This is a genomic window from Gordonia hydrophobica NBRC 16057 (genome assembly GCF_001592365.1).
Lineage (GTDB): Bacteria > Actinomycetota > Actinomycetes > Mycobacteriales > Mycobacteriaceae > Gordonia > Gordonia hydrophobica.
Genome location: NZ_BCWU01000010.1, coordinates 1 through 26,878 on the forward strand (window position 1 = coordinate 1; position 26,878 = coordinate 26,878).

Genomic DNA, 26,878 nt, shown 5'->3' on the forward strand with positions numbered 1-26,878 from the left:
ACACCGCCGACTCGCTCCGCTCGCCGGCGGCACTCGACCAGCGTGGGGGCGAGCGCCGTCTCGCCGCGTCAGCGCAAGCCGACGCAGCGTGGGGGCGAGCGCCGTCTCGACGCGTCAGCGCAAGCCGACGCAGCGTGGAGGCGACACGCTGTCTCGCCGCGTCAGCGCAAGCCGACGCGCCGCGGGTAGAGGCCGGCCGCGAGCACGCGCTTGCGCGCACGGTTCTGCTTCGCATCGGCGGGGGAGAAGCCTCGCGAAGTCGGCCGCGCGGGGATCGGATCGTCACCGGCGACGACGGTCCACGCCGAACCCGACTCGGTGAGAGAGCGGTGTTTGGTCGCGTAGTAGTCGGGTTTGGCGATCACGGCGACTCCCGAGTCGCCGGCCGCCGCAGCGAGCAGGTGGGGGTGGAATCGCGTCGTCAGCCAGGCGGCCCCCGTACCGAACGGAATGCCCGACCGCCACGCCGACAGGAACGGAATGCGGGCTGCGCCGTCGAGACGATCACCCATCAGGTGGGGAATCGTGTTGTCGTGGCCGGGTATGCATTCGACGACGGTGATGTCCGAACCGGAGACCTCCCACGCGTCGAGTGTCGCCGTGAGGAACGCGGTGAGCGCGGCGGTGCCGGTGTCGCCGCCCCACGCGAAGTCGTCGGTGAGGTCGCTCTGCGCACAGAGGACGACACGATCGTTCGGGGTTCGCGCCCCGGGCGCGTCGATCGTCAACCGCGGCGAGAGCCAGGCGTCGTCGCCGGTGAACGAGGTCCGGGGAGCATCGCCGAGGACGTCGCCGCTCGCGCGGTCCCGGACGTCGAAGACCTCGAACTGCGCGGCATCGGCGCGGAACCGATCCAGCGCGGGCCCGGTGAAGCCGGGGGTGAGGCCCGCCCCCGTCGCGATCGCCCGGGCTCCGGTGGCTCGAGACACCGCGGCCACCGCAGCGACCAGCGAGACATGGTGCGACCACACGTTGTTGAGGTACCCGCCGCCGACGATGTGAACGGTGCCCGCCCGAAGAAGGAGTTCCACGCCTTCGGCGTCACGCGGTGCGCCGCCGAGCCGCGAGGTCACGTCGGCGACCCACACCCACGGTGCGGCGCGATCGACATCGGGACCCGCCTCGTCGCTGGAGGCGAACAGCGACAGACTCCAGATCGTGTCGACGAAGACGGCGTTCCGGTTGGCGTGGCGCAGTAGCAGCGATGCCTGCCCGGGGCGCGGGGAGTCGACCACGACGCGCGCGAACGGTCGTCGAAGGGCGAGGTGACGCAACCACGCCTCGACGATGAGTTCGTCGCCGAAATTGGGGAATCCCGCGGACGTCACCAGGTAGATCACCTCGCGCCCGTCGAGCGCGCGGCGTGCTCGACGAGAGAGCGAGAACAGGTCTGAACGCGAGGGCAGAGCAGTCTTCACAACAGTGAGGTTCCTACGTCTCGGAGTCGCCGAGCAGACTCGCGACGTGGTCCGGCACGAACTTCGAGAGCGACCGCGGCGGGCGATGGTAGTTGCCGGACTCGATCGGCTTCTTCGGCAGTTTGACCTCCGCACGATCGGTCTTCTCGTACTCGATCGACGACAACAGGTGGGAGATCATGTTCAGTCGGGCGTGACGCTTGTGATCGGACTCCACGACGTACCACGGGCTGATGCCGGTGTCGGTGTGGACCATCATCTCGTCCTTGGCGCGGGAGTAGTCCTCCCACCGGTACACCGACTCCAGATCCATCGGGCTCAGCTTCCACTGCCGCACGGGGTCGTCGCGCCGGGCGCGGAACCGCCGCAACTGCTCGTCGTTCGAGACCGAGAACCAGTACTTGCGCACGATGATGCCGTCGTCGATCAACATCTGCTCGAAGATCGGCGTCTGACGCAGGAACCGGGTGTGCTCCTCCGGTGTGCAGAACCCCATCACTTTCTCGACGCCTGCGCGGTTGTACCAGGACCGGTCGAACAGGACGATCTCGCCGGGCGCGGGCAGATGCGCGACGTATCGCTGGTAGTACCACTGGCCCTTCTCCCTGTCGGTGGGCGCGGGCAGCGCGGCCACCCGACAGATCCGCGGGCTCAGGTACTCGGTGATCCGTTTGATGGCGCCGCCCTTGCCTGCCGCGTCGCGCCCCTCGAACAGGACGACGACGCGCGCCCCGGTGGCGCGGACCCACTCCTGCAGGTTCACCAGTTCGGTCTGCAGACGGAACAGCTCGGCTTCGTACACGTCCTTCGACAGTTTCGGCGACTTCGCACTCTTCTTCCCCATCAGGCAAGTGTAAGTGACCGACTCGACGGGGAAGACCGTTGTCCGCGACCGTGTCGCTGTCCCGACATGGACAGAACGGTGTCCCCGTCAGGCAAGTTTGGTCTCGCGGGGCGACTTACCGTGATCTACACCTCACCACGTGATTGCTGTAGTGCAACTCACCGAGGGTGCGGACGAGAGCCGACGTACAGCCCGGGCGTCGCATCGACCGTCAGTCCAGAACGTTTCGAGGAGACACCCCATGACCAATACAAGCAGTGCTGCGGATTCTCCCGCCATCGGCGCTGCAAAGGCGGAGAATACCGATTCCATGCCCGTCAGTCCGCCGCCACAGCGCCGCATCTATCCGTGGGTGGTCGCCGCCCTCGCCTTCGCGCTGCTGCTGTCCGACTACATGTCCCGTCAGGTACTCTCCGCGGTCTTCCCGATGCTCAAGGGCGAATGGGACCTGTCGGATTCGCAACTCGCGTCGCTGACGAGCATCGTCGCCCTGATGGTCGGTCTGCTGACCTTCCCGCTCTCGGTGATCGCCGACCGTTTCGGCCGCGTCCGGTCGCTGGTCATCATGGCCGTGGTCTGGAGCGTCGCGACGCTGATGTGTGCGCTCGCCGCCAGCTACGAGCACATGCTGATCGCTCGCTTCTTCGTCGGCGTCGGTGAAGCGGCGTACGGCAGTGTCGGCATCGCCGTCGTCCTCAGCGTCTTCTCGCCACGCCTGCACTCCTCGCTCAGTGGCGCCTTCATGGCCGGCGGTTCGTTCGGTTCGGTCGTCGGCGTGGCCCTCGGCGGCGTCATCGCCGTCCACCTCGGCTGGCGCTGGTCGTTCACCGCCATGGCCGTCCTCGGTCTGATCCTGGCCGCGCTGTTCCGCGCCGTCGTGACCGAGAAGCGTCTCGATCGGTACGCGGTGCGCGACGAGTCGTCCGCGGTCGCCGCAGCGGCCAACGTGGCGAAGATCCGGGTTCCCATCTCCACGCTGTTCACCAACTCCGCCGTGTGGTGCGCGTACATCGCCGGCGGCCTGCAGATGTTCACCGCGGCCGTGCTGCTGTCGTGGACGCCGAGCTTCTTCAACCGCTACTACGGACTCGAGCCCGCCAGTGCTGCCGGTGTCGCCGCGCTCTTCGTTCTTCTCGTCGGCACCGGCATGGTGGTCTGCGGTGTCATCACCGACCGTGCCAGCCGGAACAATCCGTCGAACAAGTGGCTCTCCGCCGTGGCGTTCTGCGCCATCGCTCTGGTCTGCCTGGGCATGGCGTTCCGCATCGAGACGGGTGGCCTTCAGCTCACCCTGCTGGCCATCGGCGCGTTCTTCTCGGCGGGCACGTCCGGTCCGACCGCCGCGATGGTCGCCGGTCTGACCCACGAATCCGTCCGCTCGTCGGCACTCGGCACGCTGACTGTCGCCAACAACATTCTGGGGCTGGCGCTGGGGCCGTACGTAATCGGCGTGCTGGCCGACTCGATGGGCCTGATGGACTCGCTGGCACTGGCGCCGGTGTTCTACGTCGGTGCGATCGTCGCACTGCTGCTCGGCTACCGGGTGTACCCCCACGGGTTGCGCAAGCTGGCCGCGCAGAGCGCCCGGTACGCTCAGCAGCCTGCTTGACCGCACCAATCCTCAAACGTCCGGTCGGCCCCGATACTCGGGGTCGACCGGACGCTTCTGTCTGCGCCACTGCCGCGGACTCATGCCGAACTCTTTGCTGAACCAGCGCGAGAAGCTGCTCGGGTTCGAGAACGCCAGCATCTCCGACACCTCCGTGAACGTGTGGCGATCGCCCGCGACCAGGCGTCCGGCGAGGTCGGCGCGCGTCGAGTCCAGCACGTCGGTGAAGGTCAAGCCCGCCTTGGCGAGTCTGCGGTGCACGGTCCGCCGGTCCACGCCGAGGCTGCGTGCCACCTGATCGATCGAGCAGCGACCGGTCGGCAACAGCATCTCCACCAGCTCCTGGACGCGCACCTGCGTCGTCGGCTGGGTGTGGCTCACCTGTGACGTGAGCAGCTTCTCCGCGTACGAGACCAGTCCCGGATCGGCGAACCTGTTCGGCTGATCCAAGTCGGCGGTGTAGACGACGATGCCGTTGTAGTCGCCGGAGAACTTCAGCGGAGCGTCGAAGACTCGGCGGTGCGTGGTGTCGTCGAGCGGTTTCGGGTGTGTCATCGTCACCGAGACCGGGCGCCATCGATCGCCGAGGATGCTCGTCAGCAGTTGGCGAACGACGGCGACGGCCAGCTCCACCGACTGTCGGACCGGAGCCGCGTCGCCGGTGTCGACGTCGACCCGGATGGTCGACAGGCCCGCGCTCTCGGTCACCTTCATGTACAGCGCCTCGTTGTACATGTGCTGGAGCCGGATCAGCATCATCAGCGCGGTCCGTGCATCGGGTTGCTCTCGAAAACTCATGCTCAACGGGCCGAGTGCGGAAAGCAGGCGATGCTCGGCGAGACGCAACGCGAAGTCGGGGTGCCCGGACGTGGCCGCCGACATCTCGAGCAACTGGGCGATGGAAGCGGCCGGAATCCAGCGGTCCTGGAGGTCGAGGCTGTTCGGATCCAGCTGCGCTGCGCGCATCAGGTGGATCGGATCGATCTTCAGTTTGCGGCTGACGTCGACGTATCCGGACAGCGCGGCGTAGCGCGCCAACGGCTTCGACATCGCGGTACCCCTTTGTCTCGACCCCGCGCCGATCCACGAGTTGATCCACCTCACACGGTGTCCCGATATGGAAAGAACTATGTCACGCAGAGGTAAGTATGACGAGTGTAACCCCCATATCTTCGTGTCAGGTGAATCACACCGGAAATACCAGCACGAAGGAGCCCATCCGATGGCGAACGCGATTCGTTTCTACGAGACCGGCGGACCCGAGGTCCTCAAGTGGGAGACCGTCGAGGTCGGCGATCCCGGAGCAGGCGAGGTCCGCGTCCGTCACGAGGCGGTCGGCCTGAACTTCGCCGACACGTACTTCCGCACCGGAATGTACCCCGCGCCGCTGCCCGCGGGCATGGGCGTCGAGGCCGCAGGCGTCATCGAGGCCGTCGGACCGGGCGTCGAGGACTTCGCCGAAGGCGATCGCGTCACCTACACCGGCAGTCCCCTCGGCGCGTACAGCACCGAGCGCGTGATGCCGACCGACAGCCTGATCCACCTGCCCGACGAGATCCCGTTCGAGACGGCGGCCGCCATGACCATGCGCGGACTCACCACGTCGTACCTACTGCGCCGGATCGCCCCCGGACTGAAGGCCGGCGACACCGTTCTCCTGCATGCGGCCGCAGGCGGCGTCGGACTCCTCTTCTGCCAGTGGGCGCGGGAACTCGGCATCACCGTCATCGGCACCACCTCCACCGCGGAGAAGGCCGAGGTCGCGAAGGCGCACGGCGCCACGCACATGATCAACTACCGCGAAGAGGACCTGGTCGCCCGCGTCCGCGAACTCACCGACGGCAAGGGCGTTCCGGTGGTCTTCGACAGCATCGGCGCCACCACCTTCGGCAAGTCGCTCGACTGCCTGTCACGTCGCGGTCTGCTGGTCGGCTTCGGCACCGCATCGGGCCCGATCCCGCCCATCGACGCCTTGCAGCTGGCGATGAAGGGGTCCCTGTACGTGACCCGCCCGGCGCTCGCCGATTACATCGCCGACCCCGCCGAGCGCGCGGAACTCGCAGGCGAGCTCTTCGGACACGTCGCCGCCGGCCGCATCAAGGTCGAGATCAATCAGCACTATGCGCTCGAAGAAGCACAGCAGGCCCACAAGGACCTCGAGACCGGCGCGAGTGTCGGCTCCTCGGTCTTCACCTTCTGAGCCGAACGACTGTGGCCGAGCTGCTCGCCGCACCCAGACCACACTCACCCGATCCCCTCAAGGAGGATGACATGTCCGCAACGACCACCGTCGCGCCACGACCGACCACGACGATGAACGTCGAACGACTCACCTGCAGCATCGGCGCGGAGTTGCACGACGTCGACCTCGCCGAGGTGGCCCACGACGACGAGCTGTTCGCCGAGCTGAAGTCACACCTGCTCGACCACAAGGTGCTGTTCTTCCGGAACCAGACCCTGTCGCGCGCCGAGCACGTGCAACTCGCCGAGCGCTTCGGCTCGCTGGAGGACCACCCGGTCCTCGGCAGCGACCCGGAGAACCCGGGACTGGTGCGGATCTACAAGGACCTCGACAGTCCGCGCGAGGCGTACGAGAACGCGTACCACTGCGATGCGACCTGGCGCCAGAACCCGCCGATGGGGTCGGTTCTGCGCTGCGTCGAGGCGCCCGAGGTCGGCGGCGACACCATGTGGGTGAACATGGAGCTCGCCTACGACCGCCTGCCCGAGCACGTCAAGGCCCAGATCTCGGGTCTGCGTGCCCGGCACAGCATCGAGGCGTCGTTCGGCGCGCGGCTGCCGATCGAGCAGCGACTGGTGCTCAAGGAGAAGTTCCCCGACGCCGAGCACCCGGTGGTGCGGACGCATCCCGAGACCGGCGCGAAGTGCCTGTTCGTCAACAGCTTCACCACGCACTTCACCAACTTCCACAACGACGACAACATCCGCTGCGGCTTCGACTACGCACCCGGCGCCGGCGACCTGCTCCGCTACCTGCAGAGCCAGGCCGCCATCCCCGAGTACCAGGTCCGCTGGCGCTGGAGCGAGAACAGCATCGCCATCTGGGACAACCGGTGCACCCAGCACTACGCCGTCCAGGACTACTGGCCCGCCGTTCGCAAGATGGAACGCGCAGGCATCGTCGGCGACCGCCCGTTCTGACCCGATCACAACCCGAACCACCCACACCACATTCGAACAAGGAGTTCATCATGCATTTTCACGACGACGCGCTGTTCCCCGAGTTGCAGGACAAGTTGGTCATCACGGCGGCCCCGTACGGGCCGGAGTGGGAGCTCGACGATTTCCGTGAGGATCTGCCGCTGACGATGGACGAGCATGTCCAGAAGGCGGTGGACTGCTATGAGGCCGGGGCGACGGTGCTGCACATTCATGTGCGCGAGGAGGACGGTCACGGCTCGAAGCGGCTGTCGAAGTTCAACGAGCTGCTGGCCGGGCTGCGGGAGGCGGTGCCGGAGATGATCCTGCAGGTCGGCGGGTCGATCTCGTTCGCCCCGGAGGGCGATGGCGCTGATGCCAAGTGGCTCTCGGACGATACGCGGCACATGTTGGCGGAGCTCGATCCCAAACCCGATCAGGTGACGATCGCGATCAACACCAGCCAGATGAACATCATGGAGTTGATGACCGCGGACGATATCGCCGGCACGTCGTTGGCGCGTCCGGAGCTGTCGGACACCTATCGGGAGATGACGGTGCCTGCGGGCCCGGAGTGGGTGGAGGAGCATCTGCGCCGCCTGCAGGCGGCGGGGATCCAGCCGCATTTCCAGCTGTCGAGTATCCCGCAGTTGGAGACGGTGGAGCGGTTGATTCGTCGGGGGGTGTACACCGGTCCGTTGAATCTGACGTGGGTGGGGATCGGTGGCGGGTTCGATGGCCCGAATCCGTACAACATCATGAACTTCATTCAGCGGGTTCCCGATGGTGCGTGCTTGACGTTGGAGACGTTGATGCGGTCGGTGGCGCCGGTGAATGCGTTGGCGATTGCGTTGGGGTTGCACAGTCGGTGCGGTAATGAGGACACCATTTGGGGTGCCAAGGGCGAGAAGATGGGCTCGGTGGCGCAGATCAAGCAGTTGGTGCGGTTGTCGGAGGAGTTGGGTCGGGAGGTCGCGACGGGGAAGGAGGCGCGGGACATCTACAAGATCGGTGAGACTTACGCCGATGCGGATGAGACGCTGGCCAAGCTCGGTTTCGCACCCAATCGGCAGCCCGGCCAGGTCGGCTTCACCCACCACGCCTGATCGGCCAGGAGACACTCATGACCGCACCCACGTACGTCATCGTTCCCGGCCTGCGCGGCCACGTCGAAGAGCACTGGCAGACACTGCTCGCCGGTGAACTGCCCGACGCGCTCATCGTCCCGCCGCTCGAGGAGAATCCGATCGACCTCACCGCACGCCTCTCCGCACTGGAGAGCACGGTGGCCGCGGCCACCGGACCGGTGATCCTCGTCGCGCACAGCGCGGGCGTTCCGACTGTCGTCTACTGGGCGCAGCAGACCACGCAGTCGGTGGCGGGTGCGCTGCTGGCCACCCCGCCCGATCTCCGTCGCCCGATGGCGGCTCCGCATCCCAGCCCGGAACAGCTCGCCGACGGCGGCTGGGGCGAGGTCCCGATGACGCCGCTGCCGTGGCCGAGCATCGTCGTCGCCAGCACTGACGATCCGCTGGCATCGGTGGAGGCAGTCACCGGATTCGCCGAGGCATGGGGGAGTCGCCTGGTCGACGCCGGCGCGGTGGGTCACTTGAATCCGACCGCCGGGTACGGACCCTGGCCGCAGGCCACGGAGTTGCTTGCTGAGCTGCGCGAGGTCGCGGGCCTGAGCGCGGCGGTGTAATCCACCGGCGTCGTTCCACCGGACCGAATCAGTCGCCGACGGCAGTCAGCCTCAGACCGAGGTTGCCGTCGGCGACATTCGTCAGTGCCAGCGAGTCGCCGTCGACCTTGACGGTGGTCTCACCGCGCAGAGCGGCGAGCACGGTCCGTTCGATCTCGGTGATCTCCGCAGCACACGCCTTCCGGGTGGTGGCGATCGGCGCGAAGTCGATGGTGTCGTCGTCGACCGTCGCCGATCCCGTCATCGCGTTGCACCCGGTGTTGCCGGAGAGTGTGCCGTCGGTGGCGATCTGGAAGAACGGCTTCCGCTCGTCCAACACGGCCGAACTCGACACCGCCTCGTGCTTCACCAGCGCGGTGACTCGCCAGTGGGTGCCGACGATCGGGCGGTTCACCCGCTCGGTCAGCACCACCGCCCGGTCGCCGCGGGACAGGTGAAGTTCGGCTCCGTCCAGACGCCAGGTCAAGGGCGCGCCGAAGAGGTCGGACACCCACCGGTCGGCGCCGTCGCGCGGCGGCGGACACGCCATCATGGTGCCCATCAACCTGCCCGCGGTCATCGTGTCGCCGTCGAAGACGACGGTGCCGCCGTGCCCGTTGCAGCCGGCGTTCGCGCTCAGATGTCCGGGTGTGAAGGCCAGCACCAGCGGCCCGCCACCCGGGACGGCGGGGGTGGTGCCGTCCGTCGACAGAAAGGTCTTGCCCACCAGATCGGCCGGGTCCGACGACACGTCGGCATCGGCGTCGGAGCATCCGGTCAGCACGGTCGCGGCCAGGAGCACCGCCGCGGCGACGCCACCGACCGCAGCGCGTCGACGCGGTCGGCGTCGTCGGAGGTCCAGATGGATGCGGTGTCGCACGCTCACCTGCGCCACGCTAATGCATAGCCGCGTACGGTAGAGCACGATCGGCCCCGTGCGCGCGTCGCGTGCCGAGGTCTTCAGCAGTCCGCCGAGTTCGAGGAACAGGGAGCACGTGGGAAGACTCACCAACGCGATGTGGCGCATGCTGGGCGCGCAGACCTCTCGCAACCAGTCGCAGTCGGTGTCGATGATCAAGGAATCGGCCGAGCACGACGAGTGGGCTTCGGGCCTGTCAGACGATGATTTCGCGAGCGAAGCCGCGGAGCTCGACCTGTCGTTGATCGCCGACCGCGCCAAGTTCCTCGCGCTGGTTCGTGAAGGCGGCGATCGCGCACTGGACATGAAGCCGTTCGACGTCCAGCTGCAGGGCGCGCTCCGCATGCTGGAAGGTGACGTCGTCGAGATGGCGACGGGTGAGGGCAAGACCCTCGCCGGCGCGATCTCGGCGATCGGTTACGCACTCGACGGACATCAAGTCCACGTCGTCTCGGTGAACGACTACCTCGCCGCGCGCGACGCCGACTGGATGAAGCCGCTGTACGACCTGTTCGCGATCTCCGTCGCCTCGATCAGCGAGCACTCGTCGCGAGAAGAACGTCAGCGGGCGTACGACGCCGATGTCACCTACGCCTCGGTCAACGAGATCGGCTTCGACCTCCTGCGCGACCACCTCGCGCTGCACGCCGACGACCTCGTCTCGCCCGAACCCGACGTCGTGATTGTGGACGAGGCCGACTCGGTGCTCGTCGACGAGGCGTTGGTGCCGCTGATCCTCGCCGGATCCACCGACGCCGAGATCCCGAACAGCGCCATCCACGAGGTCGTCGCCCACCTCAAGACCCGCCACTACGAGCTCGATCAGGACGGCAAGAACGTCTCGCTCACCGAGGAGGGCGCGCAGTTCGTCGAACGGACGCTCGGCGGCATCAACCTGTACGACGAGCAGCACGTCTCCAGCACGCTGGTCCACATCAACGTCGCGCTCTACGCCTACTACCTTCTCGAGCGCGACGTCGACTACATCGTGCGCGACGGCGGCATCCACCTCATCAACGCCTCGCGCGGACGCGTCGCACGACTGCAGCGGTGGCCCGACGGTGTGCAGGCGGCGGTCGAGTACAAGGAGGGCCTCAACCCCACTCAGGCGGGCGAGGTCATCGACACGATCACCGTGCAGGCGCTGATCGGTCGGTATCCGCGCGTCGCGGGCATGACCGGCACGGCGATCGCCGCCGGTGAGCAGTTCCGCCAGTTCTACGACCTCCAGGTGTCGCAGATCCCGCCGAACCGTCCGAACATCCGCGAGGACGAGGCCGACCGGGTCTACGACAACAAGGCGCACAAGGTGGAGGCCGTCGTCGAGCTGGTCGCCGAGATCCACGAGAAGGGACAGCCGATCCTGATCGGCACCCACGACGTGGCGCAGTCGGAGGAACTGGCGTACTTCCTGGACCGGGCCGACATCCCGTCGGTGGTCCTCAATGCGAAGAACGACGCCGAAGAGGCCGCGATCATCGCCGAAGCGGGGCGCAAGGGCGCCGTCACCGTCTCGACGCAGATGGCCGGTCGCGGCACCGACATCCGCCTCGGCGGCTCCGCGGGTGACGACGACGCGCGCGACGAGGTCGTCGAGCTCGGTGGTCTGTGTGTCATCGGAACCGGACGGTACGACACCGAACGCCTCGACAGTCAGCTCCGCGGCCGCGCCGGTCGCCAGGGGGATCCGGGCCGGTCGGTGTTCTTCTCCAGCCTCGAGGATCCGCTCGTCACCAAGAATCTGACGCACCAGCGCGAACAGCAGGCGGTGTCGTCCGACGGCTCCATGGGCGCGAAGGGCGTCGAAGCGGTCCAGAATGCGCAGAAGATCGCCGAAGGCGCGATGCTGCAGCTGCACAGCAACACCTGGGAGTACAACAAGCAGGTCAACGAGCAGCGCAACTCCATCGTGCGGCGGCGGATGGACATCCTCACCACCGACCGTGCCCGCCTCGATCTCGCGGAAGCGGAGCCGGAGCGGTACGAGAGCCTGGTCGAGGACGTCGACGAGGACGTGCTGACCGAGGCCGCCCGGCAGATCGTGCTGTATCACCTGGACCGGGCGTGGGCCGACCACCTGGCCTACATCGCCGACGTCCAGGCCAGCATTCACCTCCGGGCGCTGGGACAGCAGAGCCCGCTGGAGGAGTTCCACAAGTTGATCTTCGCGGAGTTCGCGAAGTTGGCGGAGGAAGCGATGACCGCCGCCCGGGACACCTTTCTGAACGCTGAGATCACCGCCGACGGAGTGGATCTGGGTCTGGAGGGTCTGCACCGCTCGACGATGACGTGGACGTACCTGGTTCACGAGAACCACTTCGCCTCGGCGGGGGCGCAGGCCGTGCAGGGCATCGTCGGCATCTTCCGATGACCGATCCCGCGCCGGGCGATCCCGCCGTCGCGACGCCGCAGTCGCCGGAGCGCAGCGATGCGATCTGGACGGTCCCCAACGCGCTGAGTCTGCTGCGGCTGCTGCTGATCCCGGTGTTCATCTGGCTGCTGCTGGTGGAGGAGTCAGCGGGCTGGGCGTTCGTGGTCTTGTTCGTGTCGGGGGTCACCGACTGGCTCGACGGCAAGCTCGCGCGATGGCTGGGGCAGTCGTCCAAACTGGGGGCGCTGCTCGATCCGGCTGCTGATCGCCTGTATGTGATCATCATCCCGATCTGCTTCGGCATCCGGGAGTTCGTTCCCTGGTGGCTGATCGGCCTGATCATCGGTCGCGACGTACTGCTGTTCGCGACGGCGCCGCTCCTCCGATCACGCGGCGTCACCGCACTGCCGACCCTGTACGTCGGCAAGGCGGCCACGTTCGCGTTGATGAGCGCGTTCCCGTGGCTGCTGGCAGGGCAGATCGACGGCCTCGTCGGCGACATCACCTTCCCGATCGGCTGGGCGTTCCTGCTGTGGGGCGTCGGCCTGTACCTGTGGTCGCTGGTCCTGTACTGGATCCAGACGGTCAGCGTGATTCGACAGATGCCGCCCGCGACCGTCGCCGGTTGATCTCACTCCGGGCGGCTGCCGGGTTGCTGCGCGATCGATGGGTCGGGCACGTTACAGTCAGTGGGCATTCGCCGCCGCAACGGCGCGTCGGCGAGAGCGTAAGCATCAGTGTTCGACAGACCTGAGAAAGGCCGAATCGTGAGCGACACCCAGATCCCCGAAGAGCTTCGTTACACCGAGGAGCACGAGTGGATTCTCAAGGTCAGCGACACCACCGTCCGGGTCGGCATCACCGACTTCGCTCAGGACGCACTCGGTGACGTGGTCTTTGTCCAGCTGCCCGAGGCAGACGACGAGGTCGAGGCCGGGGAATCGTTCGCAGAAGTCGAGTCGACCAAGAGTGTTTCGGACATCTTCGGTCCGCTGACCGGCAAGGTCGGCGCGATCAACGAGGCGCTCGACGACGCGCCCGAACTGGTCAACTCGGCACCGTACGGCGACGGCTGGCTGGTCGAGATCGTGGTCGGCGCCGATGTCGATCTCGACGAACTGCTCGACGGACTGTTGGACGCTGAGGGTTACCGCGCGGTCATCAGCAACTGACCTGCATCCGGCGGAACGGTGGATCGCCGGTGACACGTGTCCGCTCGCGGACGGGTGTCGATATGATTTCTTGTACGCCGAACGTCGCCGACACTGGGCGGCGCCAGGACAAAAACGGTAGGTTCAGATATGAGGATCCTGCCTCGCAGACGCCCATCTCAATGCTGAGATGACAGCGTGTGTGTAATAGCGAGTGAATTCAAATGCGCGGCAACACCGGGCATTTCGAGTTCGCGCAGGTACCTCGACTGACGTACCGCAGGCCCCACCCGGGGACTGTGCAGTCTCGAGTCACGGCGGGGTGCGTTGACGATGAAGGAGATGTGGTGAGCGGTAACGACAACGGCTTTGAAGCGCCCGTGGAGACGACTTCGGTCTTCCGCGAGGACTTCATCAAGGAAGTAGACGCGCCTGCGACGTCGAACGAGCCGGCCGATACCGGTGTCGAACGACTGTCGCCGGGAACGGCGCTGCTGGTAGTGAAGCGGGGACCCAACGCAGGATCGCGATTCCTGCTGGACCAGCCGACGACGTCGGCCGGTCGGCACCCCGACAGTGACATCTTCTTGGACGATGTGACCGTGAGCCGTCGGCATGCCGAGTTCCGTCGCAACGGCGAGGACTTCCAGGTGGTCGATGTCGGCAGCCTCAACGGCACCTACGTGAACCGCGAACCGGTCGACACCGCCACTCTCACCAGCGGTGACGAGGTGCAGATCGGCAAGTTCCGCCTCGTCTTCCTGTCCGGCCCGCGTGCCGGGGAGTCAGGCGCCGCGCTGTCGTGACGTCGTCAGCTGCGCGCGCGGCCGCCGGCGGCGACCGCACGATGTCGATCGGTGCCGTTCTCGCGGTCCTGCGCGACGAGTTCCCCGACGTCACGATCTCGAAGATCCGGTTCCTCGAAGCCGAGGGACTGGTGACTCCGGATCGTGCACCGTCGGGTTATCGCCGGTTCAGTGACGGTGACTGCGAGCGCCTGCGCTTCGTGCTCACCGCTCAGCGAGATCGGTATCTGCCGCTGAAGGTGATTCGCGAGCAGCTCGACGAGATCGACGCCGAGGCGGCGGGCGGCGGCTCGGGGCCGCGCCTGCTGTCGTCCGCGCGCAGCGCGGTGGCTCCGGCCACCGATTTCTCCTCTCGCGGCGGACGCGTCGACCGCGAGACACTCATCGAACGCACGGGTGTCGACTCGGCGTTCATCTCGGAGCTGGTGCGCAACGGACTGCTGTCCGCGGGACCCGGCGGATTCTTCGACGAGGACGCGGTGCGTCTGGTCGAGGCGGCTGCGGCGCTGGCCAACTTCGGACTCGAATCGCGACATCTGCGCGCATTCAAGATCAGTGCCGACCGCGAAGCCGGTCTCGTCGCACAGATCGCCGGCCCCATCGCCAAGGGCAAGGGGACCGGGGCACGTGACCGTGCCGAAGAGTTGATCCGCGAGATGGCGGCGCTCTCGGTGACGCTGCATACGCAGTTGGTCAAGGCCGCCGTTCGCGGCGCCCTCGACTGACCGCCCATGCGGCGTAACCTGTACTTCTAGTCGTTTCAGGAGGCGAGACCATGGGTGAGATGCGTGTGGTGGGTATTCGAGTCGAACCTCCGCAGAATCAACCGGTACTCCTGCTCCGCGAGGTCAGCGGCGCTCGCTATCTCCCGATCTGGATCGGGCAGAGCGAGGCCGCGTCCATCGCGTTGCAGCAGCGCGGCGTGGAGCCTCCGCGTCCCTTGACGCACGATCTCGTCGTGAATCTGTGCGAAGCGTTCGGACGCACACTGCAACAGGTGCGCATCGTCGACATGCAGGAGGGCACCTTCTACGCCGAGATGGTGTTCGACGGCGACGTGGTCGTCGAGGCCCGTCCGTCCGACGCCATCGCCATCGCCATGCGGTGCGATGCATCGATCGTCGCGGTCGACGAAGTCCTCGACGGGGCGGGAATGATCATGCCCGACGAGGACGGCGGCGAGTCGGCCGCTGAAGGGGCCAGCGACGATGAGGTGGAGGCCTTCCGCGAGTTCCTCGATCAGGTGTCGCCGGAGGATTTCCTCGGTCCGGAGAGCTGAGGCGCGCCGAGCGGCGTGCGCGACGCGCCGGAGCGGACGGTAACGATCGCGTCTCTGCCCAGTCACCGTTTGTCTACACCTGAACTTTAGGTTGAGGTTTACCGCGAGTCGCGTTGATTGCCTGCCTCCGAGTCCATAACTTCTATCCCAGCGTCATCGCGACAAGCGAGGACAGACACTTTGTCAGCGGTCGGGAGTACCCTCAGTACGAGGGAAGCACCGGCCCGAGTCTTGTGTAAGGGAGCTACCGTGGGCGATCATCCGTCAGATCCGCAGTCCGGGGACATCGTGTCGGGCGATGCTGCGCCGGTCAGTGCCGTGCCGGTGCAGGGAGGATTCGACGATTTCGCCCCGGGTCTGTTCCCGAACGGGACGGTCCCGGACTCGCTGGTCGGCTACCGCGGTCCGAGCGCCTGCCAGATCGCGGGCATCACCTACCGGCAGCTCGACTACTGGGCTCGCACCTCACTGGTGGTCCCGTCGATCCGCACCGCCGCCGGATCGGGCAGTCAGCGCCTGTACTCCTTCAAGGACGTCCTGGTTCTGAAGATCGTCAAGCGACTGCTCGACACCGGCATCTCGTTGCAGAACATCCGGGTGGCCGTCGATCACCTCCGCCAGCGCGGCGTCGAGGACCTGGCGCGCATCACGCTCTTCTCCGACGGCACCACCGTTTACGAGTGCACCTCGGCCGAAGAGGTGGTCGACCTCCTGCAGGGCGGCCAAGGAGTGTTCGGCATCGCCGTCTCCGGTGCGATGCGTGAGCTCACCGGAACCATCGCCGACTTCCCCGGCGAACGCGCCGACGGCGGCGTCAGCGAGACCGCACCCGAGGACGAGCTCGCCGCGCGGCGCAAGAACCGCAGCCGTCAGACCGGTTAGCCACGATCCCTTGCTATCCTGACCCTGCGCCGCTACGCCGCGGGAGAGCGTCGTTCGCTGAAATCGGACGGCCGCCGAAGGAGCAACACCTCTCCGTCAAACTCTCAGGCACCCGGGACCGTGGCTGCTGACGGCGTCTCTGGAAAGAGGTAGAAGCTCGCTTCTGCCCGCCCACGGTGAAAGGCAGCGGCGCGCCGCTGCCGAATCTCTCAGGCGCCGCGGCCAGGCGGCATGACAGAGGGGGAGGGCCCAGCCCGGAACACGTCCGGACCGACAAGATCAAGGTGCCCTCTTGACGATTCCAACCTCCGAGTTCGCTACGCGTCACCTCGGCCCGATCGACTCCGAACTCGACACCATCCTCGACGTCCTCGGCGTCGCGTCGCTCGACGAGATCGCGGCCAAGGTCGTGCCCGCGTCGATCGCCGACGGTGTCGCGGACGACGGTCTCGCTCCCGGACTCGATGCGTTGCCCGCGCCGTTGACCGAGCCGCAGGCGATCGCCGCGATCCGCGCGCTCGCCGACCGCAACGTGGTCGCCCGCTCGATGATCGGTCTCGGGTATTACGACACGCACACCCCGGGCGTCATCAAGCGCAACATCCTCGAGAATCCAGCGTGGTACACCGCGTACACGCCGTACCAGCCGGAGATCAGCCAGGGGCGTCTCGAGGCGCTGCTGAACTTCCAGACCATGGTCTCGGACCTGACGGGCATGGAGGTCGCCAACGCGTCGATGCTCGACGAGGCGACCGCCGCGGCCGAGGCCATGACGCTGCTGCGACGCGCGGGCAAGGCGAAGTCCAACCGAATCGTCGTCGACGTGGACCTGTTCCCGCAGACCCGTGCCGTGATCGAGACCCGGGCTCAGCCGCTCGGCATCGAGGTGGTCGAAGCGACCCTCGACGGGGCCGCTGCCGACGCAGGCCTGCCCGAGGGAGACTTCTTCGGCGTCATCGTCCAGACTCCGGGCGCTTCCGGACGGCTGGCCGACCTCGGCCCGATCATCGAGGCGACACACGCCCGCGGCGCATTGATCGCAGCGGGCGTCGACCTGCTCGCCGCCACCCTGATCACTCCGCCCGGAGAGCTCGGCGCCGACGCCTGCTTCGGCACCACGCAGCGGTTCGGCGTGCCGATGGGCTTCGGTGGTCCGCACGCCGGGTACCTCGCCGTCGCCACCAAGCGCACCCGGCAGCTGCCCGGCCGTCTGGTCGGCGTGTCGAAAGACGCGGACGGCAACGTCGCGTACCGCCTGGCGCTGCAGACCCGCGAGCAGCACATCCGTCGGGAGAAGGCGACCAGCAACATCTGCACCGCTCAGGTGCTGCTGGCGATCATGGCCGCCATGTACGCGTCATACCACGGTCCGGCCGGCCTGAAGGCGATCGCACAGCGGGTGCACGGACACGCCGCCGACCTCGCGAACGCGCTCACCGGCGCGGGCATCACAGTGGAGCACGCCGCCTTCTTCGGCACCCTCACCGTCCGGGTCGACGGTCGCGCACGAGCGGTCGTCGACGCCGCCAAGTCTCGGCACACCATCAACCTCCGACTGGTCGACGAGAATCGCGTCGGCATCGCCTGCGACGAGACGACGACCGCCGACGACATCGCAGGAGTGCTCGACGCCTTCGACGCTGCGGACGCGGCACCAGCCGAGTTCGCCGCGGACATCGAGAACCGCACCAGCGAGTACCTGACGCATCCGGCGTTCCACCTGCACCGCACCGAGACCGCCATGCTGCGTTACCTCCGGATGCTCTCCGACAAGGACATCGCGCTGGACCGCAGCATGATCCCGCTGGGTTCGTGCACCATGAAGCTCAACGCGACCACCGAGATGGAGCCGATCACCTGGCCGGAGATCGGCGGGCTGCATCCGTTCGCGCCGCCGTCCGACTCGGAGGGCATCCGCGATCTCATCGGGCAGTTGGAGAGCTGGCTGGTGGCGGTGACCGGGTACGATCGCGTCAGCCTGCAGCCCAATGCCGGTTCGCAGGGCGAGTACGCGGGGCTCCTCGCCATCCGGCGCTACCACCTGTCGCGGGGCGACGACGCCCGCGACGTCTGCCTGATTCCGTCCAGCGCACACGGCACCAACGCGGCGTCGGCGGTCATGGCGGGCCTGCGCGTCGTGGTCGTCGCCAGCCGGGACACCGGCGACGTCGACATCGACGATCTGCGGGCGAAGATCGAGAAGCACCGCGACGAGCTCGCGGCCATCATGATCACCTACCCGTCCACGCACGGTGTGTTCGAGCACGAGGTCACCGACATCTGCGATGCGGTCCACGAGGCCGGCGGACAGGTGTATGTCGACGGCGCCAACCTGAACGCTCTCGTCGGCCTCGCACGTCCGGGCCGATTCGGCGGCGACGTCTCGCATCTGAACCTGCACAAGACCTTCTGCATTCCGCACGGTGGCGGCGGTCCGGGCGTCGGCCCGGTCGCGGTCCGCGAGCACCTCGCCGAGTTCTTGCCGAGCAGCCCCCTCGCGACCGAGCTTCCGCAGACCGGGGTCACGATCTCGGCGGCGCCATACGGTTCCGCGTCTATCCTGCCGATCACCTACGCCTACATCGCGATGATGGGTGCCGAGGGGCTGCGCACCGCGACGCTCACTGCCATCGCCTCGGCCAACTACATCGCGCGCCGACTGCACGACTACTACCCGGTGCTGTACACCGGTGAGGGCGGCTGGGTGGCTCACGAGTGCATCCTCGATCTGCGGGAGCTCTCGAAGGACACCGGCGTCTCGATCGACGACGTCGCCAAGCGGTTGGCAGACTACGGCTTCCATGCGCCGACCATGAGCTTCCCCGTTGCCGGGACGTTGATGGTGGAGCCCACCGAGAGCGAGAATCTCGCTGAGCTCGACGCGTTCATCGACGCGATGATCGCGATCCGTGGGGAGATCGAGAAGGTCGCCGACGGCACCTGGACCGTCGATGACAACCCGCTCGCCGGCGCCCCGCACACCGCGGAGTCGCTGGTGGGCGAGTGGGACCACGGCTACGACCGGATGACGGCCGTCTATCCGAACGGCCTGCCGTCGGCAGGCGCGCGAGCCAAGGTGTGGCCTGCGGTGCGCCGGATCGACGGAGCGTTCGGCGACCGGAACCTGGTGTGCAGCTGCCCGCCGATCGACGCCTTCGCGGAGTAGGACGGCGCGACCGGCAGAGTCTGAACGTTGGCGACATCGACACCCGCAGGGGTGGTCGATGTCGCCGAAGTTCTGCGTCCTAGGTTGGCCCGTTGACTGCCGACCCTCTTGTCGGTGGCCGCTCCGGGCACCGATCGGGAACGCGGGCAGGCCAGACGGATCCCTGTCACCCCGCCGATCGGTGACACCGACGTGTTCGCACAGGCGGAGAACGTCCAGGACAGGTGGACTGGGAAACTACGCTGCCCGGACGACGCAGAGCGGAGCCTGTACTGCGGCCGCTTCACCTTCCTGCGGAGCACGGACGGCACAGGAGCATCTGTCAGTCGATCTGTGAGACCGCCGTCGACGACCGGATTCACGAGATCGACGACGACCAGCAGTACGACATCAGGTCCGGGGTGCTGCCGGTACGCCTCGAGCTACCCGGCGGTCTCGGTGCTCACGACCCCGACCGACGAGGCCTCCGCTCCGGGCGCAAGCCGCAACGACTGAGCGGTCGACGCGGTCGCTGCGGAGACGACTTGGTCGGTCCACCGGTCGACGGCCAGACCATTGATTGCGGCCGTCAGCTCCGACTCCCACCCGGACGCCCACTCCTCGGGGAACACCCGTCGGAGCAGATCGAGCATGATCGGCACCGCGGTCGAGGCGCCGGGAGAGGCTCCGAGCAGTCCGGAGACGGCGCGGTCCGCGCTCGTCACGAGTTCGGTGCCCTGGTGGAGGACGCCCGCCGCACCGTCGCCGGGCTTCACCAGTTGGGCGCGCTGACCGGCGCCGATCAGCTCCCAGTCCGCCCGACGCGCGGTGGGGTAGTAGCGCTGCAACTGCCGGAAGCGGCGCTGCGGGCTCGCCAGCAGTTCGGAGATCAGATAGCGGACCAGATCGAGGTTCGTCGCTCCGGCGGAGGCCACGGTCCAGAGATTCGTCGGCCGCAGGGTCGCGAAGAAGTCCGTCAAATGACCGTGCTTGAGCAGCTTGGTGCTGAACGTGGCGTACGGACCGAACATGAGATGGTCGGCGCCGTCGACCGTCCGACGATCCAAGTGCGGGACCGACATGGGCGGCGTGCCGATCGGCGCCTCGCCGTACACCTTGCCCGCGTGCTGCGCCACGACCTCGGGATCGCTGCATCGGAGGAACGCGGCGCCGACCGGCAAGACACCGTAGCCGCGGACCTCGTCGACCCCGGCCCGCTGCATGAGCCGTAACGCCTGACCACCCGCGCCGATGAAGACGTGCCGGGCACGGATCTGGAACTCACCGCGTCCGCACCGACCCGCGACGACGACACCGCCAGGACGCCGAGAGAGTCGTGCGACGCGGTGACCGGTGAGCACCCGCGCGCCCGACGCGGCGAGGAGGGAGTCGGTGAGCGCACCGAAGTCGACGTCAGTGCCCGCGCGGTGCTGCGTCGCGGTGACGGGTTCCTCGTCGGTGCGCCCGGCCATGACCAGTGGCGCCCAGTCCGCGATCACCGCGGGGTCCTCGGAGTACTCGAGGTCCTGAAAGAGCGGGGAGCGGGTCATGGCCTGGTGACGTCGGCGGAGGTGGTCTCGTCCCTCGTCTCCGAACACCACGGACAGGTGTGGCGCGGTGTGGACGAAACCGTCGGGCTCGACGGCGCCGCGCTCGGCGAGATGTGCCCACCACTGCCTGGTCAGGAGAAATTGGCGGGCCATCTCGGCGGGCTTGCTCGCATCGTCCGGGTCGGGCATGTAGTTCAGTTCGCAGAAGCCGGAATGGCCGGTGCCCGCGTTGTTCCACGGGGCGCTGCTCTCGGTGGCGATTCGATCGGCCTGTTCCAGCACCACGACCGGTCGGTCGGGCGCGAGCTCGCCGAGCATCGACGCCAATGTCGCCGACATGATTCCTCCGCCGATCAGGACGACGTCGACCTCGCCGAGGTCGTGGAGTCTGTTCGCGTGACGGATTCGCATGATGATCGTTCCCTTCGATCGCTGCTCTTCGATACATATCCCATCGTCGTGAGGGTGGGACCTATCCGTCCAATGTGATTTCGGCAAGGTATTATCCGCTAATGGATAGGTGGATGGCAGAGCTGTCTCCGCAACTGACAGTACTGACCGAGCTGGCGGCGCGAGGTGGGTCGATGACGGCCGCGGCCGAGGCACTGAGCGTTTCGCAGTCTTCGGTCAGTCGTCGGCTGCACGCGCTGGAGTCCGACCTCGGGGTCCCGCTGTTGATCCGTGATGGACGCAACGTCCGTCTCACAGCGCAGGCGGAGGCCCTCGTTGTCGACTGTGCCGGACCGCTCGCCGCGCTGGAACGAGCCGTCGCGCGGGCGACGGCCGCGGCCGATCCGGAGTCGGGGACCGTGCGGTTCGGCTTCCCGCTCACGATGGGGTCGGGCGACGTGCCGGAACTGCTCGCGGCATTCCATCATCGGCATCCGCGCATCCACCTGGAGTTGAAGCAGGCGCACGGTGCGGAGCTGGTGGCCGATCTCGAGGCAGGCTTCTTGGATCTGGCAATCACGATTCCGCCGGCGGAACATCTGCGTCATCGGGTGATCGGCAGGCAGGAGATCGTGGTCGTGGTGCCGGAACGTCACCGCCTCGCCAGGCGGGCGTCGGTGGACCTGGGTGAGTTGGTCGACGAGGTGTTCATCGCGAATCCGCGGTCGTACAACCTGCGACAGCTGACGGAGACCTGGTGCAGGGAGGCCGGGTTCGATCCCGACATCGCCCTCGAGATCACCGAGTTCACCACGATCCGGGAACTCGTCGAGCGCGGCCTCGGCGTCGCCCTGCTGCCGCGCGGGACGACGGCCGTCGTCGGCGTCGCCGAGGTACCGGTGGCCTCAGCGGCCTTGCGTCGGACGGCGTCTCTCGTGTGGCCGACAGACGTGACGACGCCCGCGGTGGACCTCTTTGCCGAGTTCCTGCTCACGAATCTGAACTCGCCGACCACGCGGTGATCTCGCCGTCGAAGTCGGCACCGCGGGTCCGACCTCGGTGTTTCGTGCGCAGCCTCACACCTCGGACGCGATTTGCCGCTGACCTGCGCGGCTGCCGAGGCGTGAATTTGCTGGCGTCTGCCAGAAGTTTGCCAAAGGCCTGTTGATAACGACAAGATAACGGTAAGGCGACGAACTCATGTACGTTCGTTGTCGGCCCACCGAGGGATGCGACGCCGACCAGGGCGTTTGCCGCCCGCTGCGCCACGGCGCGGAGCGGAATCTCGAGTGGAAGTTTTGTCCTTTCCCAACCCGAGGTCTGTTTCGCATGCATCCCCATCGCACCCGGCTGAAGTCTGCCGCGCTCGTCGCTGCGGGCCTGATCCCCGCGGCAGCTGTGCTCGCGGGAGCATCGTCGCCCAGCAATCTGGCCGATCCGGCTCCGGCGCACGTCGACAACGTCGCTTACGAGATTCCGAGGTCGGCACCGAAGCCCGCCCCCGACCAGGTGAAGCCGGTCGTCGCGACCTTCCAGGCCACGCCCGCGTCGGTGAAGTCCGGCGCCGTGCCGAAGATCAACTTCGAGGCCTACCAGGCGGCCGCCGACACCATGGCAAAGAAGCAGCCGCGCTGCGGCATCGACTGGCGCCTGATCGCGGGCATCGGCAAGGTGGAGTCGCATCACGCGAACTTCGGCGACGCCGACAAGAAGGGCGAGCTGCGCACCCCGATCTACGGCCCCACCCTGAACGGCACCCTCGCGGGCAACCGCGTCATCAATGACACCGATGGCGGTAAGCTCGACGGTGACCCGGTCTACGACCGCGCCGTCGGCCCCATGCAGTTCCTGCCGTCCACCTGGAACCACTATGCGGGCGATGGGAACGGCGACGGCAAGTCGGATCCGCAGAACCTGTTCGACGCGGCCCTCACCACCGCCAAGTACCTGTGCGACGACAACCTCGACCTGCGCACCGACGCGGGACGCACGGACGCGGTCCTGCGGTACAACAACTCGATGGAGTACGTCTCCAACGTCCTGGGATTCGCCCGCGGCTACTGACCGCTGATCACGCGCGATCCCGACGCCTACTGGCCCGAACCGATCACCCGGCGGCGGCCGGGAACACCTTCTTGCTGATCGCGACCGACGCTGCGGGCTCGGGCAGCGGCAGCGGGTCGGTCACCTCGCCGAAGGTGACGGTCGGAGTCGAGTCGGGCAGCTTCCCGCTGCCGTGGAAGCCCGACATGGTGAGGATCTCCATCTGTGCAGGCTTCCGGGCGAAGGTGAAGAACTCGGCGACCGCGTCGCTGGTGTGGGCCGGCACGGCCGGCCCGGCCAGCCGGATCACCGGGTAGTCGGCGATCGGTGTGCGGCCCTTCGGCGTCACGTCGGCCACGCGTGCTTTCGCGTCGTCCTTGGTGAGCGCGTACAACTGCTGTTCGGTGACCGCGACGGCGCGGACTGGTGCATCAGCGGGATCGGTGGTCTCGGCGATCGCGCGGACGACGGCATCGATGGAGCCGTTGCCGACCTTCGGCGGCGCAGACAGGAGTTCGTCGATCGCGGACACGACCGAGTCCGACTGGACCTGCCGCGTGGTCAGTGACTTCTCCGTCGGAACGGTCGCTGCCGCCACCGCCTGCGTCATGAGCGCCGTCGCATCGGACTGCGGACCGTCGGGCATGGCGATGCGCATCGATCCCCACGACCGTTCGCCGAACGCGGCGAGTGAGTTCGGACGCGTCTGAGCGGGCAGATCGGACCACGACAGGTCGCCGTCGACGGCCTTCGCGAGCTCGGGTTCCATGGCCAACCGAACCGGCGACGACACCAGCGACTCCGGGTTTCCCTGCAACACGGCGGCATTGCTCACCTGCAACGATGCGGCCCACACCGATGACTGTGGCACCCAGGCGGCGGGGAAGGCGCCATAGGTCTGGTCATCCCAGGTCTTCGCCGTCAGCCCCTCCAGCGTGGCGCGCGCGTCTGCCGGCCGCACCACGACGGTGATGCAGTGATCGCGCACGGTGGGACTGGTCTTGTTGAAGTTCTCCGCGATCTTCTGCAGGCCCGGCGCGACCGCCGGATCGGCGAGGACCGACACCGTCGCCTGCCCTTCCAGACACGGGTTCGCGGTCGCCGGCTGGTCGTCGATCTCGTCGCCCAGCTGCCGCCACGCGGTGACGGCGCCTGCGATCAGAATGAGGACGAGTGCCACGGCGATCAGTGGTCGGCTGACGAAGTTTCTGCTGCGTTCGCCGCTGTTGTGCCTTGCCACCGATTCCTCCTCCAGCGGTTCGTGTCATGATCGGCCGGAAAGCCACCGAGCCCGGACCGAGATCCGGTCCGGGCTCGGTGGTTCCACCTACTCGTGTATATCAGGCGTTGGCGGCCTTGTACTCGCGGCGCGCGGCGTGCAGGATCGGTTCGGTGTAACCGCTGGGCTGCACGGTGCCCTTGAGGATCAGGTCCTTCGCCGCCTGGAACGCGATGTTGCCGTCGAAGTTCGGCGCCAACGGACGGTAGCTCGCATCGTCGGCGTTCTGGCGGTCGACGACCGGTGCCATGCGCTCGAGTGCGGCGACGACGTCGGACTCGGTCACGACGCCGTGACGGATCCAGTTCGCGAGGTGCTGGCTGGAGATGCGCAGCGTGGCGCGGTCCTCCATCAGCGCTACGTCGTGGATGTCCGGCACCTTGGAGCAGCCGACGCCCTGGTCGATCCAGCGGACCACATAGCCCAGAATCGACTGGCAGTTGTTGTCGAGCTCCTGCTGCTTCTCCTCGTCGGTCCAGTTCGGCGTCGTCGCGAGTGGGATCGTGAGGATGTCGTCGACCGACGCGGGGTCCCGCTTGGCGATCTCGTCCTGCCGCTCGAAGACGTCGACCTCGTGGTAGTGCAGCGCATGCAGCGTTGCCGCGGTCGGCGACGGGACCCACGCGGTGTTCGCACCGGCCGTCGGGTGACCGATCTTCTGGACGAGCATGTCGGCCATCAAGTCGGGCATGGCCCACATGCCCTTGCCGATCTGCGCCTTGTGCTGCAACCCTGCGTGCAGACCGTTGTCGACGTTGGAGTCCTCGTACGCGTCGAACCAGGTCTGTCCCTTGATCTCGGCCTTCCGGACGAACGGTCCAGCCTCCATCGAGGTGTGGATCTCGTCGCCGGTCCGGTCCAGGAAGCCGGTGTTGATGAACACCACGCGCTCGGACGCGGCGAGGATCGACGCCTTCAGGTTGACCGAGGTGCGACGCTCCTCGTCCATGATGCCGACCTTGATGGTGTTGCGCGGCAGACCGAGGACGTCCTCGACGCGACCGAAGAGCTCACTGGTGAAGGCGACCTCGTCCGGTCCGTGCATCTTCGGCTTCACGATGTAGATCGAGCCGGTGCGCGAGTTGTACAGACGCGGTTCCGTGGACCCGGTCGTTGCGCGGTCGCTCATGCCGTGGATGCCGATGAGCGAGGTGATCAGCGCGTCCAAGATGCCTTCGGGCACCTCGTTGCCGTCGGCGTCCAGAATGGCCGGGTTGGTCATCAGATGTCCGACGTTGCGGACGAACAGCAGGCTGCGACCGTGGAGTTCCACCTCGCCAGCGCCATCGGGCGCGGTGTAGGTGCGGTTCGGGTTCAGCGTGCGGGTGAAGGTCTTGCCGCCCTTGCTGACCTCTTCGGCCAGGTCGCCCTTGTTGAGGCCGAGCCAGTTGTGGTAGCCGAGGACCTTGTCGTCGGCGTCGACCGCGGCGACCGAGTCCTCGAAGTCCATGATCGTGGTGACGGCCGACTCGACGAGGACGTCCTTGACGCCCGCGGGGTCGGTGGCTCCGATCGGCGATGCCGGGTCGATCTGGATCTCCAGGTGCAGTCCGTGGTGGCGCACCAGGATGCCGGTCGGCGCCGACGCCTCGCCGGTGAAGCCCGCGAAGGCGGTCGGATCGGCGAACGTGGTGCGCTGGCCGTCACCGAACGCGGCGACGACGGCGCCGTCGGCGACGGTGTACGAGGTCACGTCGGCGTGGCTGCACTGCTCCAGCGGAGCGGCCTTGTCGAGGAACGCCTTCGCGAAGGCGATCACCTTGTCGCCGCGGACCTTGTTGTACGACGAGCCCTTCTCGGCGCCGTCGGTCTCGGGAATCGCGTCCGTGCCGTACAGGGCGTCGTACAGCGAGCCCCACCGTGCGTTCGACGCGTTGAGCGCGAACCGGGCGTTGAGGATCGGGACCACGAGCTGCGGGCCGGGGATGTCGGCGATCTCCGCGTCGACGCCGGAGGTGGTGATCTGGAAGTCCTCGGGAACCGGGACCAGGTAGCCGATCTCCGTCAGGAAGGCCTTGTACTCGTCGAAGTCGACGTCCTGATGATCGCGGTGCCAGGCGTCGATCTTGTCCTGCAGGTCCTGGCGAACGTCGAGCAGTTCGCGGTTGCGCGGGGCGAGGTCGCCGAACACGGCGGCGGCGCCCGTCCAGAACTGATCGGCGTCTACGCCGGTGCCGGGAAGGGCTTCGTTGTTGACGAAGTTGTACAGAACTTCGGCGACCTGCAATCCGTTGACGTTGACGCGTGCGGTCATGGCAACCTTTCCTTTGCGAGTGCGTTCATCGGGGAACCCTGACGCGCCGGGACCACCTCTCTCCGGCCGCGTCTTCCCCGAGCACCCATCTTATCTGG

The 26,878-nt window shown here is 67.2% G+C and carries 22 protein-coding genes and 2 riboswitches; of the genes, 15 read left to right on the forward strand and 7 right to left on the reverse strand.

The features are described 5' to 3' along the window. Nucleotides 1–161: 161 nt before the first annotated feature. Both GH2_RS16045 and ppk2 read right to left on the reverse strand, forming a co-directional pair. Nucleotides 162–1,418: a polysaccharide pyruvyl transferase family protein gene (locus tag GH2_RS16045; protein ID WP_084247557.1), complete on the reverse strand. Its 1,257-nt coding sequence runs from the start codon at nucleotides 1,416–1,418 to the stop codon at nucleotides 162–164. Nucleotides 1,419–1,431: 13 nt separating this feature from the next. After that, complete coding sequence (ppk2, locus tag GH2_RS16050; RefSeq protein ID WP_066170212.1) at nucleotides 1,432–2,262, reverse strand: polyphosphate kinase 2; 831 nt, start codon at nucleotides 2,260–2,262, stop codon at nucleotides 1,432–1,434. A gap of 310 nt (nucleotides 2,263–2,572) precedes the next feature. Here ppk2 and GH2_RS16055 point away from each other — a divergent pair, with 310 nt between their 5' ends. Beyond that, the gene (locus tag GH2_RS16055; protein ID WP_084247558.1) at nucleotides 2,573–3,871 is read left to right on the forward strand and encodes an MFS transporter; all 1,299 of its coding nucleotides are present in this window, start codon (nucleotides 2,573–2,575) and stop codon (nucleotides 3,869–3,871) included. Nucleotides 3,872–3,883: 12 nt separating this feature from the next. Here the strand turns inward: GH2_RS16055 and GH2_RS16060 are convergent, their stop codons facing one another. Continuing rightward, nucleotides 3,884–4,921 (reverse strand): AraC family transcriptional regulator, encoded by a 1,038-nt coding sequence (locus GH2_RS16060; protein WP_066170216.1) that lies wholly within the window; start codon nucleotides 4,919–4,921, stop codon nucleotides 3,884–3,886. 172 nt (nucleotides 4,922–5,093) lie between these two features. On the opposite strand from GH2_RS16060, the gene GH2_RS16065 reads away from it, so the two are divergent. The 4 genes from GH2_RS16065 to GH2_RS16080 all read left to right on the forward strand — a co-directional run bounded on the left by GH2_RS16065 (nucleotide 5,094) and on the right by GH2_RS16080 (nucleotide 8,732). Continuing rightward, nucleotides 5,094–6,071, forward strand: coding sequence for a quinone oxidoreductase family protein (locus tag GH2_RS16065; RefSeq protein WP_066170219.1), 978 nt, complete (start codon nucleotides 5,094–5,096; stop codon nucleotides 6,069–6,071). Nucleotides 6,072–6,142: 71 nt separating this feature from the next. Then, nucleotides 6,143–7,033, forward strand: coding sequence for a TauD/TfdA dioxygenase family protein (locus GH2_RS16070; protein ID WP_066170561.1), 891 nt, complete (start codon nucleotides 6,143–6,145; stop codon nucleotides 7,031–7,033). 50 nt (nucleotides 7,034–7,083) lie between these two features. Then, a complete protein-coding gene (locus GH2_RS16075; RefSeq protein WP_066170223.1) occupies nucleotides 7,084–8,136 on the forward strand; it encodes a beta-keto acid cleavage family enzyme in 1,053 nt (350 codons plus the stop codon). 17 nt (nucleotides 8,137–8,153) lie between these two features. Continuing rightward, nucleotides 8,154–8,732, forward strand: coding sequence for an RBBP9/YdeN family alpha/beta hydrolase (locus tag GH2_RS16080; RefSeq protein WP_066170226.1), 579 nt, complete (start codon nucleotides 8,154–8,156; stop codon nucleotides 8,730–8,732). 28 nt (nucleotides 8,733–8,760) lie between these two features. Here GH2_RS16080 and GH2_RS16085 read toward each other — a convergent pair whose 3' ends face one another. Continuing rightward, on the reverse strand, nucleotides 8,761–9,597 hold the full coding sequence (locus tag GH2_RS16085; RefSeq protein WP_244885409.1) for an META domain-containing protein: 837 nt from the start codon (nucleotides 9,595–9,597) through the stop codon (nucleotides 8,761–8,763). A gap of 109 nt (nucleotides 9,598–9,706) precedes the next feature. Here GH2_RS16085 and secA2 point away from each other — a divergent pair, with 109 nt between their 5' ends. The 8 genes from secA2 (at nucleotide 9,707) to gcvP (ending at nucleotide 19,285) form a co-directional block, all read left to right on the forward strand. Next, nucleotides 9,707–12,001 (forward strand): accessory Sec system translocase SecA2, encoded by a 2,295-nt coding sequence (gene secA2, locus GH2_RS16090; RefSeq protein WP_066170231.1) that lies wholly within the window; start codon nucleotides 9,707–9,709, stop codon nucleotides 11,999–12,001. Next, nucleotides 11,998–12,630, forward strand: coding sequence for a CDP-alcohol phosphatidyltransferase family protein (locus GH2_RS16095; protein ID WP_066170236.1), 633 nt, complete (start codon nucleotides 11,998–12,000; stop codon nucleotides 12,628–12,630). Before secA2 ends, GH2_RS16095 begins: the two co-directional genes overlap by 4 nt. 138 nt (nucleotides 12,631–12,768) lie before the next feature. Further along, complete coding sequence (gene gcvH / locus GH2_RS16100) at nucleotides 12,769–13,173, forward strand: glycine cleavage system protein GcvH (protein ID WP_066170237.1); 405 nt, start codon at nucleotides 12,769–12,771, stop codon at nucleotides 13,171–13,173. Nucleotides 13,174–13,496: 323 nt separating this feature from the next. Then, nucleotides 13,497–13,958 carry a glycogen accumulation regulator GarA gene (garA, locus tag GH2_RS16105; RefSeq protein ID WP_341264522.1) on the forward strand — a complete coding sequence of 154 codons (462 nt, stop codon included), beginning with the start codon at nucleotides 13,497–13,499 and terminating at the stop codon, nucleotides 13,956–13,958. Then, complete coding sequence (gene ftsR / locus GH2_RS16110) at nucleotides 13,955–14,683, forward strand: transcriptional regulator FtsR (protein WP_439951463.1); 729 nt, start codon at nucleotides 13,955–13,957, stop codon at nucleotides 14,681–14,683. Before garA ends, ftsR begins: the two co-directional genes overlap by 4 nt. Nucleotides 14,684–14,733: 50 nt before the next feature. Beyond that, nucleotides 14,734–15,237 carry a bifunctional nuclease family protein gene (locus GH2_RS16115; protein WP_066170240.1) on the forward strand — a complete coding sequence of 168 codons (504 nt, stop codon included), beginning with the start codon at nucleotides 14,734–14,736 and terminating at the stop codon, nucleotides 15,235–15,237. 249 nt (nucleotides 15,238–15,486) lie between these two features. Then, nucleotides 15,487–16,119 (forward strand): MerR family transcriptional regulator, encoded by a 633-nt coding sequence (locus GH2_RS16120; protein WP_157086122.1) that lies wholly within the window; start codon nucleotides 15,487–15,489, stop codon nucleotides 16,117–16,119. Nucleotides 16,120–16,149: 30 nt separating this feature from the next. Then, nucleotides 16,150–16,250: riboswitch (glycine riboswitch) on the forward strand. After that, a riboswitch (glycine riboswitch) is annotated at nucleotides 16,251–16,367 on the forward strand. It abuts the riboswitch before it with no gap. Between the two features lie 44 nt (nucleotides 16,368–16,411). Further along, nucleotides 16,412–19,285 carry an aminomethyl-transferring glycine dehydrogenase gene (gene gcvP / locus GH2_RS16125; RefSeq protein WP_066170243.1) on the forward strand — a complete coding sequence of 958 codons (2,874 nt, stop codon included), beginning with the start codon at nucleotides 16,412–16,414 and terminating at the stop codon, nucleotides 19,283–19,285. 422 nt (nucleotides 19,286–19,707) lie between these two features. Here gcvP and GH2_RS16130 read toward each other — a convergent pair whose 3' ends face one another. Next, a complete protein-coding gene (locus GH2_RS16130) occupies nucleotides 19,708–21,225 on the reverse strand; it encodes a malate:quinone oxidoreductase (RefSeq protein WP_066170246.1) in 1,518 nt (505 codons plus the stop codon). 101 nt (nucleotides 21,226–21,326) lie between these two features. Here GH2_RS16130 and GH2_RS16135 point away from each other — a divergent pair, with 101 nt between their 5' ends. Further along, on the forward strand, nucleotides 21,327–22,226 hold the full coding sequence (locus GH2_RS16135) for a LysR family transcriptional regulator (protein WP_066170248.1): 900 nt from the start codon (nucleotides 21,327–21,329) through the stop codon (nucleotides 22,224–22,226). Nucleotides 22,227–22,533: 307 nt separating this feature from the next. Continuing rightward, nucleotides 22,534–23,268 carry a lytic transglycosylase domain-containing protein gene (locus tag GH2_RS16140; RefSeq protein ID WP_066170251.1) on the forward strand — a complete coding sequence of 245 codons (735 nt, stop codon included), beginning with the start codon at nucleotides 22,534–22,536 and terminating at the stop codon, nucleotides 23,266–23,268. Between the two features lie 43 nt (nucleotides 23,269–23,311). Here the strand turns inward: GH2_RS16140 and GH2_RS16145 are convergent, their stop codons facing one another. Continuing rightward, entirely contained in the window at nucleotides 23,312–24,487 is a 1,176-nt protein-coding gene (locus GH2_RS16145) for a substrate-binding domain-containing protein (RefSeq protein ID WP_066170256.1), read from the reverse strand. Between the two features lie 100 nt (nucleotides 24,488–24,587). Further along, nucleotides 24,588–26,780 carry a malate synthase G gene (locus GH2_RS16150; protein WP_066170258.1) on the reverse strand — a complete coding sequence of 731 codons (2,193 nt, stop codon included), beginning with the start codon at nucleotides 26,778–26,780 and terminating at the stop codon, nucleotides 24,588–24,590. Nucleotides 26,781–26,878 lie beyond the last annotated feature (98 nt).